Origin of the sequence: Pseudomonas sp. P5_152, from assembly GCF_033989915.1 — a bacterium.
Taxonomy (GTDB): domain Bacteria; phylum Pseudomonadota; class Gammaproteobacteria; order Pseudomonadales; family Pseudomonadaceae; genus Aquipseudomonas.
The window spans coordinates 5,113,469-5,127,972 of the sequence record NZ_JASFAH010000002.1; the positions used below are offsets into that span (position 1 = coordinate 5,113,469).

Below are 14,504 nucleotides of genomic sequence, written 5' to 3' on the forward strand. Positions count from 1 at the left end.
CGCAAGGCGCTGAACATTGAACCAACACACCTTGTCCATGCGCCTGGAGCGCGTGGCGGCCCATGTGCCAGCCGGTGCGCGCCTGGCCGATATCGGCTCCGACCACGGCTACTTGCCGGTGGCATTGATGCGCCGTGGCGCCATCACGGCGGCGGTGGCCGGCGAGTTGGCTTCGACTCCGTTCCATTCGGCCCAGCGTACGGTGCGCGACAACGGCCTGCAGGCATCCATCAGCGTACGCCTGGCCAATGGCCTGGCGGCGATTGAGGCGGCTGACGAGATTAGCGCGCTGACTATCTGCGGCATGGGCGGTGAGACCATCCGCGACATTCTCGAGCGTGGCAAGACTCGCCTCAGTGGCCAGGAGCGACTGATCCTGCAACCCAACGGCGGCGAGCAGCCACTGCGGCAATGGCTGATGGACAATGGTTATTCCATCCTCTGCGAGGAAGTGCTGCGGGAGAATCGTTTCGACTACGAAATCATCGTTGCCGAGCGCACCGGTCCGGTGAGCTACAGCCCCGAGCAACTGTACTTCGGCCCCCTGCAGATGCAGGCACGCACCCCGGCATTCCTGCTCAAGTGGCAGCGCCTGCTGCGCCACAAGCAGCAGACCCTGGCCCACTTCACCCAGGCCGGCTCGGCGGTACCCGCGGAAAAATTACAGGACATCACCCGCCAGGTGCGTTGGATCAACCAACTGCTGGCCTGAACGCCCGACAGCTGCTACGGGTTTGGTGGGTGTACGCAAAATCTGCAAGCCGGCAAAACCGCTGTGGGAGCGAGCGCCCGCTTGCGGCCTGCTCGCGATGGGGCCAGTACAACCAACATCGATGGTGCCTGACACACCGCCATCGCGAGCAGGCTCGCTCCCACTTAAGTTAAGTGGGTAATAGCGAGAGGGCGAGCTTACTGGCCTGGCGAAGGCGGGGTCTGCGTCAGCAGCGCCTGGGCCAGTTCTTCGTCCGTGGCATTGAGGCCAGGGTGGTCCTGGCGCATCTGCTTGAGCACGGATTCCAGGTAGGCACCGCGGATAGTGCCGCCGCTGGCGACGAAACTGGAGAGGTCATCGCGGGCGGGGACGACGATCTTGTCGTCCTTGAAGGTCGAGTACAGCGACGCAGAGACCCCCGCTGAAGTGGCGACATCCTTGGCATCGACATCGGCCATGGCCGATCCGAAGGGCAGGCAGAGCGCAAGCGTTGGCACGAGCAATAGACGGCGCATGGTGAGTCCTCCAAAAGCGTGAAGCCAAAGGGTGTGTCACATACCCATATGATGCGCGGTGCGGCTCAGGAGTTCCGCAGATCAAGCGAGGACCAGATGGCGATGTGGATTAAACGTGTCTGTTACCGGCGCTACGGGCGATAATGCCGGGCAATTCTCCGTTCACCTTGCCAAAGAGCGCTGCCCCCTGATGTTTGAGATCAAGCCGTGGAACCCCGAAACCTTTCGCCAGCAGACGCGCCGCAGCACCCTGATCATTGCCGTGCTGTTCATTGTGCTGGCGATGGCTTTGTCGACGCTGGCGGTGATGGTGCTGGGCGAGCCGGGTGGCGATAACTTTCGCTACAACCTCGGCGGGGTAATCGCGGCGGTGCTGGTCAGCGCGGCGCTGATGAAACTCAAGTTCTGGTCGCAACCCTGGATGGCCGCCGCCGTCTACGGCTGGCAGCTCAAGCGCAGCCTGATGCGCATCACCAACGTCATGCACCAGGTCACCGATGCGGTCGCCGCCGGCAACCCGAGCGCGATGAAGCTGCTGCGCTTTTACCACCTGGGGCTGGCGCAGATGCACGAGCTGGACGCCAACTCCAGCAGCCATGCGCAACTGGTGCGTGAAATGGACCAGCACAAAGCAGCCATGGAGGCGCTGGGGCTGGAGACCGAACAGACTCGCCTGCACCCCGAGTGGCTGACGGCGCTGAAAACCCAGGCCTGATCATTGCCTGCCTTTTTCCAGGAATTTCCCCTCGGAGCCCCGATTGATGTTTACCCTTAGCCACTTCGATACCCCGTGCTCCGAGCACGTGACCGACCAGATCCTGCAACTGGTGGTCGACAACCTGACCGACATCAGCAGCGTCGCCTTGCCACCGAGCAACCCGTTGTTCGCGATCTATCAATACGCAGTGGGCTACGAGGTCCACCTCTACCTGCAGGCCCTCGATGGCACCCAGGGCCTAAGCGTCGAATTGATTGTCGCGCTGGACGCCGAGGACCCCTCGAAGGTCGTCGGCTTTTTGCTGTACCTGCCGGTCAAGGATGATCCGCATGCCTGCGGCGTAGCCTTCATGGCCGTACACGCCAGCCATCGTCGCCATGGTATCGCCCGCGCCATGGTCCAGGACATGCTCGGCCGCTACCCGCATGCCGAACTGACCTGTGCCGTGGCCAAGGTGCCGTACTTCGAGGCAATGGGCTTGCAGGTCCTGGGCGTGCGCGGACCGCAGGTGCTGATGAACACCCACGACCGCGTGACAGACGGCCTGATCGCGGTACTGGATATCGCGCCTATCTACCGCTCCACCGAAGTGCGGCAGATCCACACCTACCTGCTGCAGAAGAATGGCAAGCGGGCGATGCTCGACGCGGAAAAACAGCGCGACCGCCATCTGGATCAACTGACGGCCAAGGCGCGGGTGTTTGTGCAGGGGCGGTTGGGTCACGACGTTGGCTAGCAAACCGCCTGTGCAGGTGCCAGCAAGCCAGCGCCTACACCGGACCCCGTTTGGCTTGCTCAAAAAAGAGCCTCAAAGCTCTTTGATGGGGAGAAAGTAGAGCCCCGAGGCTCAAGTTGTACGTAGAGCCAGTGGCAAGCTTGATTGGGGTTCAGAGCACTCGCCACTCACGCCGCTGCCGCAGAAAACAAGCAGTGGCGTAGTTTCATCGTAGGAAGGTGGCAGGGTGCACTCAAGTACCATTAGTCGCCTGTGGCAGACCGCTGGAGCGACGCGACCGAGGTATTTTTCATGGGCTCGTCACTTCGCGTCTATCCTGTGATTTCAACTGACAAGCGTCGCGCTGTGCTTGGCGAACTAAAGTGAATAACTGCCGTCATTCACTATCAATCAAGAATATGTAGCGTCTCTGCGAAGATGGGTTCCTTCCGGTTCCGAGGGTTCTTACGGCGCCCCACACGCGGCCAGGATGCTGGGCGGTGGTGGCAGTGGACAAGTGACTGCAATGGACACGAGAGTCAGGCGGGCCCGGCGCATTGATGCGCAAGACTTCTTCGTGCAGACCCTGGAGCAATGGGGCGATGCGGTAGTGGTCATCGACGACCAAAGCCGAGTGATGTTTTTTAATGCCGCTGCCGAACGGTTCTGGGGTTGTCCCCGACAGGACGTAGTGGGCAGTCACGTCGACAGCCTGTTTCCCGAAACCCTGCGCACGGCCGATGATCCCGGTTGCAGCCACGACCTGAGTATCCTGGGCAAGGATGGGCAGGCCCGCTGGGGCGCGCTGTCCGTCTCCAGGATCACCCTGCAGGGCCGCACCCTCTATGCGGCCTTTCTCAAGGACATCACCCAGACCCGCCTCCAGGACATCGAACACCGCCTGCTGTCGCTGTCGGTCAATGCCACCCGCTCGGCCACCTGCATTGTCGACGCCGCTGCGCGCCTGCTCTACGTCAATGACGGCCTGGTGCAACTGCTCGGCTACAGCCGCGAAGAAGTTCTTGGGCTGTCGCCGCTGATGTTTTTTGTGCTCGACACCGAGGTCGATGTGCCGGTGCTACCTGAACTGGAGCGGATGTTCGGTGGCGAGCCCCATGAAGTCAGCGCCTTGATCAGCAAGCGCAATGGCCAACGGCTGTGGGTGCATGTGTCCTCGGCCCCGGTGTTCGATGCCCGGGGGCAGGTCGACAACACGGTGATCGTGCTCACCGACATCACCCGCTTCAAATTGCATGAGGTGCTGCAGGACAAGGTGGTCGGCGCGCTGCTCAAGGAAGAGTCGCTGGAAAACGTACTGGCCCTGATGTGCCAGGAAATCGAACGCATCGCCCCGGAAGTCATCGTCTCGATCCTCAGCGTCGATTCCAACGGCATCCTGCACCCACTGGCCAGCCCTGGCTTGCCAGTTGAGTACTCGCGGGCAATCGAAGGCCTGTCGATCGGGCCGATTGCCGGTTCCTGCGGCACGGCGGCCTACCGGGGCAAGCCGGTGCTGGTCACCGACATCAATCACGACCCGCTGTGGGCGGACTACAAGGCGCTGGCCGAGAAGGCGGGGTTGCGCGCGTGCTGGTCGATTCCGGTGCGCAACAGCTGCGGCCGCGTGGCCGCCACCTTCGCCCTGTATTTTCGCGAGTGCCGCGGACCCGATACCTTGCATGCGCACCTGGTGACCGCCGGTACGCACCTGTGCATGTTAGCGCTGGAGCGTGAGGAAGCGCGCCAGGCCATTCGCCGGATGGCGTATTACGATGGCTTGACCGGCTTGCCCAACCGCAACCTGCTGCTGGCCAAGGCGCAACGGACCATTGCCGAAGTGGCCAGGGAGCAGGCCGAACTGGCAGTGCTGTTTGTCGACCTGGATCGCTTCAAGCAGGTCAATGATGCCCTTGGCCATGCGGCCGGCGACGAACTGTTGCAAGTCATGGCCCAGCGCCTGAGCAGTGTGCTGCGTGAGTCGGACATCGTCGGGCGCTTGTCCGGGGATGAGTTCGTGCTGGTTTTGCCGCGACGCAACGCGACCCAGGTCACGCGATTTCTTGAACGGCTCAAGCGCGTACTGAGTTTTCCGGCGCCCATTGCCGGGACCTCGGTGGTGTTGTCGGCCAGCATCGGCATCAGCCTGTTTCCCGGTGACGGCCAGGACATGGAAAGCTTGCTGCAGTGCGCCGACATTGCGATGTACCAGGCCAAGCGCGCCGAACGCGGCAGCTTCAGTTTTTTCCTCGAAGAGATGAACCGGATCGCCCAGAGTCGCCTGATTCTCGAGACCGCGCTGCGCATGGCCCTTGCTGGTGAGGGCCTGGAGCTGGTGTATCAACCGCAGATCAATCTGCACAGCGGGACCTTGGTGGGGGTGGAGGCGTTGGCGCGTTGGGATCATCCAACCCTGGGCATTATCTCGCCGGAGCGCTTCATCCCCCTGGCCGAGGAGTGCGGGCTGATCAATGAGCTGAGCCAGTGGGTGCTGCAAACCGCCTGCGGTCAGCTAGCGCAGTGGCGCGAGCAGGGCCTGACGGTGCCGTCGCTGTCGATCAACCTGTCGCCGATCAACTTTCACAATCTCAATCTGGCGGCGCAGATTACCCAGCAGTTGCAACGCTACGAATTGCAGGCGGCGGATTTGTGCGTGGAGGTCACGGAGGGGGTGTTGCTGTCCAACAGCCCCGGCACCGAGCAAACCTTGAAAGAGCTGCATGCCCTGGGGGTGCGCCTGGCCATCGATGACTTTGGCACCGGTTATTCCAGCCTGGGTTACTTGCGCCACCTGCCGATCAGTGAGCTGAAGCTGGACAAGAGTTTTGTCGATGACCTGGAGTGTGATGCCTCCTGCCGCGCCCTCAGCGAATCGGTGATTGGCATCGGCAGGGGCCTGTCCTTGCTGGTGGTGGCCGAAGGCATCGAGCACGCGGCCCAGCGCGACATCCTCAAGGCGCAAGGCTACGAGGTCGGGCAGGGCTACTTCTTCTCGGTACCGCTTCCGGCCGGGGCGTTCAGACAATGGTTGCTGGCGTGCCAGGGCATGGTGCCGCCCATGAGCCACGAGAGCCCGTTGGCGGCGCTGGAGTAAGCCCAGGGCTGCGCCTTTCAGTCCGCCAGGGTGAAGACCAACGCCTTCAAGCCGCTTTGCACATCGATATCCGGAAACTCCGGCGGGTTGTCCAGGCGTTCGACGAAACGCAGGCTCGGGGCTTCGCGGGTGACGCCGTCGATCAGGAAGTCGGCGCCGAAGGCCGGGTCGTTCATACAGGCCAGCACCGTGCCCTGCGGCGCGAGCAGTTCCGGCAGGCGACGCAACACCCGTTGATAGTCCTTGGTCAGCAGGAAGCTGCCTTTCTGGAACGACGGCGGATCGATGATCACCAGGTCGTAAGGCCCGTTATTGATCACCTTGCCCCAGGATTTGAACAGGTCGTGGCCGAGGAAGCTCACCTGGCTCAGGTCGTGGCCGTTCAGGCGGTGGTTGTCGCGCCCGCGACTCAGGGCGGCACGGGACATGTCGAGGTTGACCACATGCTCGGCGCCGCCCTCGATGGCCGCCACCGAGAAGCCGCAGGTGTAGGCGAACAGGTTCAACACCCGCTTGCCCTGGGCCTGGGCCTTGACCCAGTTGCGCCCGTAGCGCATGTCGAGGAACAAGCCGGCGTTCTGTTTTTTACCCAGGTCGATGCGATAGCGCAGGCCGCCTTCGGTCAGCGTCCACTCGTCGATTTCCGGCCCCAGCAGCCACTCGGTGGTGCTTTGTGGCAGATAGCGGTGTTGCAACAGCAGCGTGTGGGCCGCGCTCGCCTGCCACTGCGGCGTCTGGCTGATCTGCCGCAGCATCTGTTGCAAGGCCTGCAACTGCTGCGGTTCGGGTTCCTTGAACAGCGCGACCAGCACAATGCCCTGCAGCCAGTCCACTGTCAGTTGCTCCAGGCCCGGCCAGCAACGCCCGCGTCCGTGAAACAGGCGGCGGGTTTCTGCGGGTGGGGCTGCCAGGGCCGTCAACAGATGGTCGTGCAGGGTGGCGAGGGCGTCAGGGGTCATCGAGCAGGGGCCGGCAAGTCAAAGGGGCGGCATTTTATACATAAATGGGCCGCCGGGACTTGCAGCATTGGCCACAAATCCCGCCAGCGACAGGGCTCAGAGTCCCAGGTGTTGCAAGGTCGCCTCGGCCGTCGCTGCCGATGACCCCGGGTTCTGCCCGGTGATCAGGTTGCCGTCGGCCACCACATACGACTGCCAGTCCTCGCCCTTGGAGTAGTGCGCACCGTGGGCTTTGAGCATGTCCTCCACCAGGAACGGCACGACCTCGGTCAGGCCGACGGCCGCTTCTTCGGAATTGGTGAAGCCGGTCACCGACTTGCCTTTGACCAGCGGCTGCCCCTGGGCCTGGGTGTGGCGCAACACCCCTGGCGCATGGCACACCGCGGCCACCGGTTTGCCGGCGCCATACAGCGCTTCGATCAGGGCGATGGAGTCGCGGTCTTCGGCCAGGTCCCACAGCGGACCATGACCGCCCGGGTAGAACACCGCGTCAAAGTCGCTGGCCTTGATCTGGGCCAGCGGCTCGGTATGGGCCAGCGCCTGGAAGGCCACCGGGTCCTCGCGAAAGCGCTGGGTAGCCTCGGTCTGTGCGTCGGGGGCGTCGCTCTTCGGGTCGAGCGGCGGTTGCCCGCCCTTGGGCGAGGCCAGGGTCACGTTGACCCCGGCGTCCTTGAACACGTAGTAGGGTGCGGCGAACTCTTCCAGCCAGAACCCGGTCTTCTCGCCGGTGTTGCCGAGCCGGTCGTGGGAAGTCAGTACCATCAGGATGTTCATCGTGACCTCTGATTGCCATTGATAAGCCCCCAGGCCAGCAAGCCCGGGACGTCTAACTATGGTCGCCAGCGCCAGGAATGCCAGCACTAAAGGACCAAGGGTCATGCGCGCATTTGCACAAGTGCCAGGGTGGATCAACACTGTAGCGATCGGCACGGAGCACTCATGAACGATAGCTACACCCGCACGGCGGTGTACCTGCACTGGTTGGTAGCGCTGGGACTGATCGGCACCTTTGCCCTGGGTCTCTACATGCCGGACCTGGCCCTGTCGCCGACCAAACTCAAGCTTTATTCGTGGCACAAGTGGGCCGGGGTCAGCCTGTTCCTGCTGGTGCTGATCCGCCTCGGCTGGCGCCTGAGCCATGCCGCGCCACCGCTACCCGCCAGCGTGCCGGTGTTGTTGCGTCGAGTCTCGCGGCTGACCCACGGCCTGATGTATGGGCTGATGCTGATCATCCCCTTGAGTGGCTGGCTGATGAGTTCAGCCAAGGGTTTCCAGACTGCCTGGTTCGGCATCTTGCCCCTGCCGGACCTGCTGGCCAAGGACGAAGCCCTGGGCGAGCGCTTGCTGACGCTGCATCAAAGCCTGAATTACGGCCTGCTGGCGCTGGTCCTGCTGCATACCGGTGCGGCGCTCAAGCATCACTTCATCGACCGCGATGACGTGCTGCGCCGCATGCTGGCGTTCCGCCAAAAAGCTGATCCCTGACTGCCGGCTGGAGCCTGTCATGAACCATCGAACAGCGACCGTCACCCTGGTGCTCGCCATGCTCGCGTGCGGCTCGTCGAGTGCGGCGCAGTACCGGCAAGTCAACCCGAGCGCCAGCCAGGTCAGCTTCACCTACAACCAGATGGGCGCCCGGGTCTACGGCACTTTCAGCCGGTTCGAGGCGACCATCGATTTCGACTCGACCAACCCCTCGGCGGCGCATGCCGGGATCATCATCGAGCTGACCAGCATTGACGCCGGCAACCCCGACGCCAATAGCGAATTGCAAAAGCCCGGTTGGTTCGATACGGCGGTCTATCCCCAGGCCCGGTTCGAATCGCAAAGCGTCACCGCCCTGGGCGATAACCTGTACCAAGTTGACGGCCAACTGACGCTCAAGGGCCTGACCCGTGAGGTCGGCGCACAGATCGCCCTGAAGCCGGATGGCGGTATCGGTGTTTTTGACGGCACCTTCATTCTCAAGCGTGGCGACTTCAATATTGGTGATGGCGAGTGGGCGGACTACGGTGTGGTCTCCAACGAAATCAGCATCCGTTTTCGGGTGGTGGCGCCCGAGCAATAAGTGTCGAGGTGGATGCTCTCGGTCGGCCGAGCAGCGCCTCACACCAGTACGCGCAAGGTCTCGAACAGTGCCCGGTCGGGTTTTTTCGCCGAGCGGGCGTGACGGCGGATCACCTGCAGCAGGCAGTCGGCAAAACACTGCGCAGCCTGGCTCAGCGAGCCATTGCGGCGGGTGACAATGCTCAGTTGACGTGGCTCGAATGGCTCCTTGAGGTCGAGCGCCACCAGGCGGCCGAGGAAGGACGGGGCGCTGCTCAGCAACGCCGGGCCCCAGGTGCACATGTCGGCGCGCTCCACCAGCATCTGCAGGATCGCCAGTGACTGGGCCCGCACGATGCGTTGTTCGGCAACCTGCGCGTGGTGGCGCCAGAACAGCTCGTGCATCAGGGCATCATGGCCATCGGGGGCGTAGTTGAGGGTCCAGTTCTGCTCCAGCAGGTCGTGGATCGAACGGGCGTCCTGGCACGGGTGACCTTGGCGGACCAGCACTGCGGTCTGGTAGTCGAGCAGGGGCTGACAGGCAAATTCGGGGCTTGCCTGGGTCGGGTGCAACTGGCCGATGGCAAAGTCCATGCTGCCATCGCGCAGCAGCGGTTGCGCCACCGCCATCAGGCTCTCGAACAGTTCCAGCTGGATGTCCGGCATCCGCTCACGAAAGGCCAGCACCACTTCCGGCAGGAAGGTCAGGGCGACCCACGGCGTGACGCCGACGCACAGTCGTCCGCGGTGCTGGCCGCGCAGCTCATCGAGTTCGGTTTGCGCACGCTCCAGTTGCTTGAGTACCAGCCGGGCGTGGGTCACCAGCACCTTGCCGTATTCGGTGAAGTTCAGGCCGCTGGCCGTCCTGACGAACAGCGGTAACTGTTGCGCGCTTTCCAGTTCGCGCAGGGCCTTGGTCACGGCTGCCTGGGACAGGTTCAGCGCACGGGCGGCGGCGCGAATGCTGCCGGTCTCGGCGCTGCTGACCAGGGCTTGCAATTGATGCAGTTTCATCCGCTCACCGATGTGACAACCAAGGGTTGTCATCATAACCAAACTGCGCCTCCCCAGCCTACGCCAGGCTGCATAAGATCGATGCCAGCCACCCACCCTAGCCATTGAGGAGTAGCAGCATGCTGACGGGCCATGTCCTGCCGGGAATCGCCGCACTGCAGGAGGAAATGATCACCCTGCGCCAGCGCATCCACGCCCACCCGGAGCTGGGCTTCGAGGAGTTCACCACCAGCGCACTGGTTGCGCAGTGCCTGCGCCAATGGGGCTATGAGGTCAGCACCGGCGTCGGCAGGACCGGCGTGGTCGGTACCCTGCGCGCGGGACCGGGTCGGGCCATCGGGCTGCGTGCCGACATGGACGCGCTGCCCATTGTGGAAACCACCGGGTTGCCGTACGCCAGTCGCAACCACGGCGTGATGCACGCCTGCGGCCACGACGGGCATACCGCCACGCTGCTTGCGGCGGCCAAGCACCTGGCGCAAACCCGCGCTTTCAGCGGCACTGTGCACCTGGTGTTCCAGCCAGCCGAAGAAGGCCTGGGCGGGGCGCGGGCGATGCTCGACGACGGGTTGCTCCAGCGTTTTGCCTGTGATGCGATCTTCGCCATGCACAACGTGCCTGGTCATCCTGCCGGGCACCTGGGCTTTTACAGCGGTGCGTTCATGGCCTCGGCCGATACGGTGACGATCAAGGTGATCGGGGTGGGCGGTCATGGCGCGGTACCGCACAAGGCGGTGGACCCGGTGCTGGTCTGTGCATCAATCGTGATGGCCTTGCAAAGCATTGTCTCGCGCAACGTCAATCCGCAGGACGTGGCGATTGTCTCGGTGGGCTCGATCCATGCCGGCACGGCGTCGAATGTGATCGCCGAATCTGCCGAAATGAGCCTGAGCGTGCGCGCGCTGACCCCCCAGGTACGGCAGTTGCTGGAGCAGCGCATCACCGAACTGGTGCACGGCCAGGCCGCGAGTTTTGGCGCACGGGCCGAGATCGACTATCAGCACTGTCACCCGGTGCTGATCAACGATGCCGGGCAAACCGCGTTCGCCCGTCAGGTCGCGCAGGACTGGCTGGGGGCGGAGCATTTGATCGAGGACCTGCGGCCCTTTACCGCCAGTGAAGACTTTGCCTTCATCCTCGAACAATGCCCCGGCAGTTACCTGGTGATCGGCAACGGCCCGGGTGAGGGCGGCTGTGTGTTGCACAACCCCGGCTATGACTTCAATGATGACTGCCTGCCCATCGGGGCGAGTTACTGGGTGAAGCTGGTCGAGGCCTTTTTACCTGTCGAGGCGGCGATTTCACGCCACAGCTGAGCCAACTCTGGAGCACAACAATAATGAACAAGATGATCGCAGCGATTTCCCTGACCCTGATCAGCGCCTCCGGCCTGGCAGGCGCGGCGGACTGGTCGGGCAAAGTGTTGCGCCTGGGAGTTGATCCGAGCTATCCGCCACTGGAATACAAAAACCAGGATGGCAGCCTGACCGGCTTTGGCGTCGACATCGCCCAAGCACTGTGTGACGAGCTCAAGGCCCGGTGTGTGTGGGTGGAAAGCAGTTGGGACGGGATGATTCCTGGTTTGCTGGCGCGCAAATTCGACGCCATTGCTTCCTCGATGACGGTCACCGCCAAACGCCAGGAAATGATCGCCTTTACCGACAAGGTCTCCAACGCCCCGGCACGCCTGGTGATCAAGCGCGGGGCGAATCTGCAGCCAACCGTCGAGTCGCTCCAGGGCAAGCGTGTCGGCGTCGAGCAGGGCTCGACTCAGGAAGCGTTCGCCAAGGCGGTCTGGGGCTCGAAGGGCGTCGATGTGTTGTCCTACCAGAATCAGGATCAGGTCTACAACGATCTGGTGGTGGGCCGGCTCGATGCCTCGTTGCAAGGCTCGATCCAGGCCAGTTACGGTTTTCTCAATAAACCGCAGGGCCAGGGCTATGAGTTTTCCGGTGCCACCCTCGACAACCCGAAGTTCTTCGGTGTGGGCGACGGTATCGGCGTGCGCAAGGCCGACGTCGAGCTGCGCGAAGACCTGAACAAGGCACTGGCGACCATCCTGGCCAACGGCACCTATGGGCGGATCAACGACAAGTACTTCGATTTCGACGTCTACGGCGCGAAATAATCAGCCCGGGACTGGGTAAAACCCGCTGGCGCTGCCTGCGCCAGCGGCTACAGCGGTTGTTAGCTGATGACCCGGTAGCACGGCACGTACGCCGCGCCGCCGGGCAGTTTCATCCGGTGCTGGGCAACAAAGGCCTGCAGCAGTTTGTCCAGCGGTTGCATGATTGCCGCATCGCCATGGATCTCGTAAGGGCCATGTTCCTCGATCAAGCGAATACCCATGTCCTTGACGTTGCCGGCAACGATCCCGGAGAACGCCCGGCGCAGGTTGGCCGCCCGTTCATGGGCGGGCAGGTCGAGGCGCAGTTGCAGGCTGGCCATGTTTTCGTGGGTCGGGTCGAACGGACGCTGGAAACCCTCGTCGATCTTCAGCAGCCAGTTGAAGTGAAAGGCGTCGTTGCGCTCGCGGCGGAACTGCTTGACCGCCTTGAGCCCCTGGACCATCTGCCGGGCCACCTGGGCCGGGTCGTCGATGATGATCTCGTAGTGGTTTTGCGCTTCTTCGCCCAGGGTGGCGCCGACGAAGGCATGCAGTTGCTGGAAGTACGGCGCGGCACTGCGCGGGCCAGTGAGGATCACCGGGAAGGGCAGGTCGCGGTTGTCCGGGTGCATCAGGATCCCGAGCAGGTACAGGAACTCCTCGGCCGTGCCGGCGCCGCCGGGGAAAATGATGATGCCGTGGCCGACGCGGACGAAGGCTTCCAGGCGTTTCTCGATGTCCGGCAGGATCACCAGTTCGTTGACGATCGGGTTCGGTGCCTCGGCGGCGATGATCCCCGGCTCCGTCAGGCCCAGGTAGCGGCCGTTGGTGATTCGCTGTTTGGCGTGGGAAATGGTTGCGCCCTTCATCGGACCTTTCATCACGCCCGGTCCGCAACCGGTGCAGACGTCCAGGCTGCGCAGGCCCAGCTCGTGGCCGACTTTCTTGGTGTACTGGTATTCCTCGGTGCTGATGGAGTGACCGCCCCAGCACACGACGATCTTCGGCTCGACGCCGGGGCGCAGGGTGCGGGCGTTGCGCAGCAGGTGGAAGACGTAGTCGCTGATGCCTTGCGAAGTACTGAGGTCGATGCGCTGGCTGTCGAGCTCATTCTCGGTGTAGACGATGTCGCGCAGGGCGCTGAACAGCATCTCGCGGGTGCTGGCGATCATCTCGCCGTCGACGAAGGCATCGGCCGGGGCGTTCAGCAGTTCGAGGCGTACGCCACGGTCCTGCTGGTGAATGCGGATCTCGAAGTCGCGGTAGGCTTCGAGGATGGTCTTGGCGTTGTCGACATGGGCGCCGGTATTGAGGATGGCCAGGGCGCACTGGCGAAAGAGCGAGTAGATGCTGCCTGTACCCGCGGCGCTCAGTTGTTGTACTTCGCGTTGGGACAGTGTTTCCAGGCTGCCTTTTGGGCTCACCGACGCATTGATTACTTGTCTTGCTGTCATTCTGGATTCCCTGAGAACGATGGTCGCGAGCCCGACGGGCTCAATTACATCAGGATAGTCAGCGCCGAAGCGATCGTGCTGCCGTCATCTTCTAGGCGAGCGCCGTTGAATGCAAATATCCATGAGCAGTGGTGCACGTGATCGCAATTTGTCTGATAGCGCTGTCCCAAATTTCCTGCGCCTGGCTAACAGTGGCTGCCTCTTTTCCTGCCACGAGACCCGCCATGGCCCGCCTGCACCTGGAGTTTCCCCACAATCCGTTTTTCTACGCCACCGCCCTGACCGTGCGGGTGACCGACGTCAACGCCGCCAACCACCTGGCCAACGACTCGATGATCTCGATGATCTCCGAAGCCCGGGCGCGGATGTTGTTCGAGTATGGCGTGAGTGAGGAGGGCATCATTGTCACGGACCTGGCGACGGTCTATCGCGCCGAGGCCCACGCCCGTGATCGCCTGCTGTTCGAAGTGGGGTTGATGGACCTCAACAAGTACGGGGGCGACATCATCTTTCGCATCACCCGGCCGGTCGATGGCACGCTGGTGGCGCTGGCCAAGTCGGGGTTTGTGTTCTTCGACTACGGCGCCGGCAAGGTGGCACCGATGCCGGCGGACTTCATCTCGCGGTTTCCCGAGGTCAACGTGCTGTTTGCCGCCATGCCTGCGCCGCACTGAAACCGCCGCTGAAGATGGAACGGGTGCATACCCGGGTCTGGAGCAAGGTCAAGACGGGCAGTTGAGCCTCAGGCATCACGCAGCAGGTCGTTGGCGTTGAGCAGTTCGTAGGCGATTTGCGGATGGTTTTCCAGGCCCCGGCGAATCGCCGCCGGGATCGCTTGTCGGGTCTTGCGGCACAGCCCCGGTTGGTCGCGCAGGCGAATGCCGATGCCGCGCATGCTGCGCACCTCGTGGAAGCTGGGGCTGATTTCCACGCCGATGCCCAACTGCTCGAACATCCGTTGCTGCAGATGCTCCAGGTCGGCAAGGCTCTTGAGGTTCTCCAGGCGCTCGAGCAAGCGCTTTTCTTCCTGGCGGGTCAGGTAGAGGATGCGCGGGTCGGCGCCGGGCAGGTCGAGCAAGGCCTCACGCCCGCAATCGCAGGCGCCGGGTGGGCAGGGTTGGCGAATCGGCAATGAGGCTGTCATGGCTTGCAGCATAGCCAGATGCGCGTGCT

General features: G+C 63.0%; 15 protein-coding genes. 9 read left to right on the forward strand and 6 right to left on the reverse strand.

Features of this window, described 5'->3' with window-relative positions; genetic code table 11:
• The first annotated feature begins 16 nt into the window (after positions 1 to 16).
• Positions 17 to 712: a tRNA (adenine(22)-N(1))-methyltransferase gene (locus tag QMK50_RS23300; protein ID WP_320334069.1), complete on the forward strand. Its 696-nt coding sequence runs from the start codon at positions 17 to 19 to the stop codon at positions 710 to 712.
• Between the two features lie 197 nt (positions 713 to 909).
• On the opposite strand, the gene QMK50_RS23305 is transcribed toward QMK50_RS23300, so the two are convergent.
• Positions 910 to 1,227 carry a DUF2388 domain-containing protein gene (locus tag QMK50_RS23305; protein WP_095171038.1) on the reverse strand — a complete coding sequence of 106 codons (318 nt, stop codon included), beginning with the start codon at positions 1,225 to 1,227 and terminating at the stop codon, positions 910 to 912.
• Between the two features lie 190 nt (positions 1,228 to 1,417).
• Between QMK50_RS23305 and QMK50_RS23310 the strand changes: the two genes are divergently transcribed.
• From QMK50_RS23310 to QMK50_RS23320, 3 genes are all read left to right on the forward strand, one after another.
• On the forward strand, positions 1,418 to 1,942 hold the full coding sequence (locus QMK50_RS23310; RefSeq protein ID WP_159994687.1) for a DUF3087 domain-containing protein: 525 nt from the start codon (positions 1,418 to 1,420) through the stop codon (positions 1,940 to 1,942).
• Positions 1,943 to 1,988: 46 nt separating this feature from the next.
• On the forward strand, positions 1,989 to 2,681 hold the full coding sequence (locus QMK50_RS23315) for a GNAT family N-acetyltransferase (protein WP_320334070.1): 693 nt from the start codon (positions 1,989 to 1,991) through the stop codon (positions 2,679 to 2,681).
• A 505-nt stretch (positions 2,682 to 3,186) separates the two neighbouring features.
• Positions 3,187 to 5,751: an EAL domain-containing protein gene (locus QMK50_RS23320; RefSeq protein WP_320334071.1), complete on the forward strand. Its 2,565-nt coding sequence runs from the start codon at positions 3,187 to 3,189 to the stop codon at positions 5,749 to 5,751.
• A gap of 17 nt (positions 5,752 to 5,768) precedes the next feature.
• Here the strand turns inward: QMK50_RS23320 and QMK50_RS23325 are convergent, their stop codons facing one another.
• Together QMK50_RS23325 and QMK50_RS23330 are read right to left on the reverse strand one after the other, a co-directional pair.
• Positions 5,769 to 6,710, reverse strand: coding sequence for a class I SAM-dependent methyltransferase (locus tag QMK50_RS23325; protein ID WP_320334072.1), 942 nt, complete (start codon positions 6,708 to 6,710; stop codon positions 5,769 to 5,771).
• Between the two features lie 96 nt (positions 6,711 to 6,806).
• A complete protein-coding gene (locus tag QMK50_RS23330; protein WP_159994693.1) occupies positions 6,807 to 7,484 on the reverse strand; it encodes a type 1 glutamine amidotransferase domain-containing protein in 678 nt (225 codons plus the stop codon).
• Between the two features lie 165 nt (positions 7,485 to 7,649).
• Here QMK50_RS23330 and QMK50_RS23335 point away from each other — a divergent pair, with 165 nt between their 5' ends.
• Both QMK50_RS23335 and QMK50_RS23340 read left to right on the forward strand, forming a co-directional pair.
• Complete coding sequence (locus tag QMK50_RS23335) at positions 7,650 to 8,195, forward strand: cytochrome b (protein WP_095171025.1); 546 nt, start codon at positions 7,650 to 7,652, stop codon at positions 8,193 to 8,195.
• A gap of 19 nt (positions 8,196 to 8,214) precedes the next feature.
• On the forward strand, positions 8,215 to 8,778 hold the full coding sequence (locus QMK50_RS23340) for a YceI family protein (protein WP_095171023.1): 564 nt from the start codon (positions 8,215 to 8,217) through the stop codon (positions 8,776 to 8,778).
• 38 nt (positions 8,779 to 8,816) lie between these two features.
• Here the strand turns inward: QMK50_RS23340 and QMK50_RS23345 are convergent, their stop codons facing one another.
• Positions 8,817 to 9,770 (reverse strand): LysR family transcriptional regulator, encoded by a 954-nt coding sequence (locus QMK50_RS23345; RefSeq protein ID WP_095171021.1) that lies wholly within the window; start codon positions 9,768 to 9,770, stop codon positions 8,817 to 8,819.
• A gap of 119 nt (positions 9,771 to 9,889) precedes the next feature.
• Here QMK50_RS23345 and QMK50_RS23350 point away from each other — a divergent pair, with 119 nt between their 5' ends.
• Together QMK50_RS23350 and QMK50_RS23355 are read left to right on the forward strand one after the other, a co-directional pair.
• Positions 9,890 to 11,086, forward strand: a complete 1,197-nt coding sequence (locus QMK50_RS23350) for a M20 aminoacylase family protein (protein WP_320334073.1) — start codon at positions 9,890 to 9,892, stop codon at positions 11,084 to 11,086.
• 23 nt (positions 11,087 to 11,109) lie between these two features.
• Positions 11,110 to 11,898 (forward strand): ABC transporter substrate-binding protein, encoded by a 789-nt coding sequence (locus QMK50_RS23355; protein ID WP_095171016.1) that lies wholly within the window; start codon positions 11,110 to 11,112, stop codon positions 11,896 to 11,898.
• A gap of 59 nt (positions 11,899 to 11,957) precedes the next feature.
• Here QMK50_RS23355 and ppnN read toward each other — a convergent pair whose 3' ends face one another.
• Positions 11,958 to 13,331, reverse strand: coding sequence for a nucleotide 5'-monophosphate nucleosidase PpnN (gene ppnN, locus QMK50_RS23360; protein WP_320334074.1), 1,374 nt, complete (start codon positions 13,329 to 13,331; stop codon positions 11,958 to 11,960).
• A 224-nt stretch (positions 13,332 to 13,555) separates the two neighbouring features.
• Between ppnN and QMK50_RS23365 the strand changes: the two genes are divergently transcribed.
• A complete protein-coding gene (locus tag QMK50_RS23365) occupies positions 13,556 to 14,005 on the forward strand; it encodes a thioesterase family protein (protein WP_095171012.1) in 450 nt (149 codons plus the stop codon).
• A 68-nt stretch (positions 14,006 to 14,073) separates the two neighbouring features.
• Here QMK50_RS23365 and QMK50_RS23370 read toward each other — a convergent pair whose 3' ends face one another.
• Entirely contained in the window at positions 14,074 to 14,475 is a 402-nt protein-coding gene (locus QMK50_RS23370) for a hypothetical protein (protein WP_166592355.1), read from the reverse strand.
• Positions 14,476 to 14,504 lie beyond the last annotated feature (29 nt).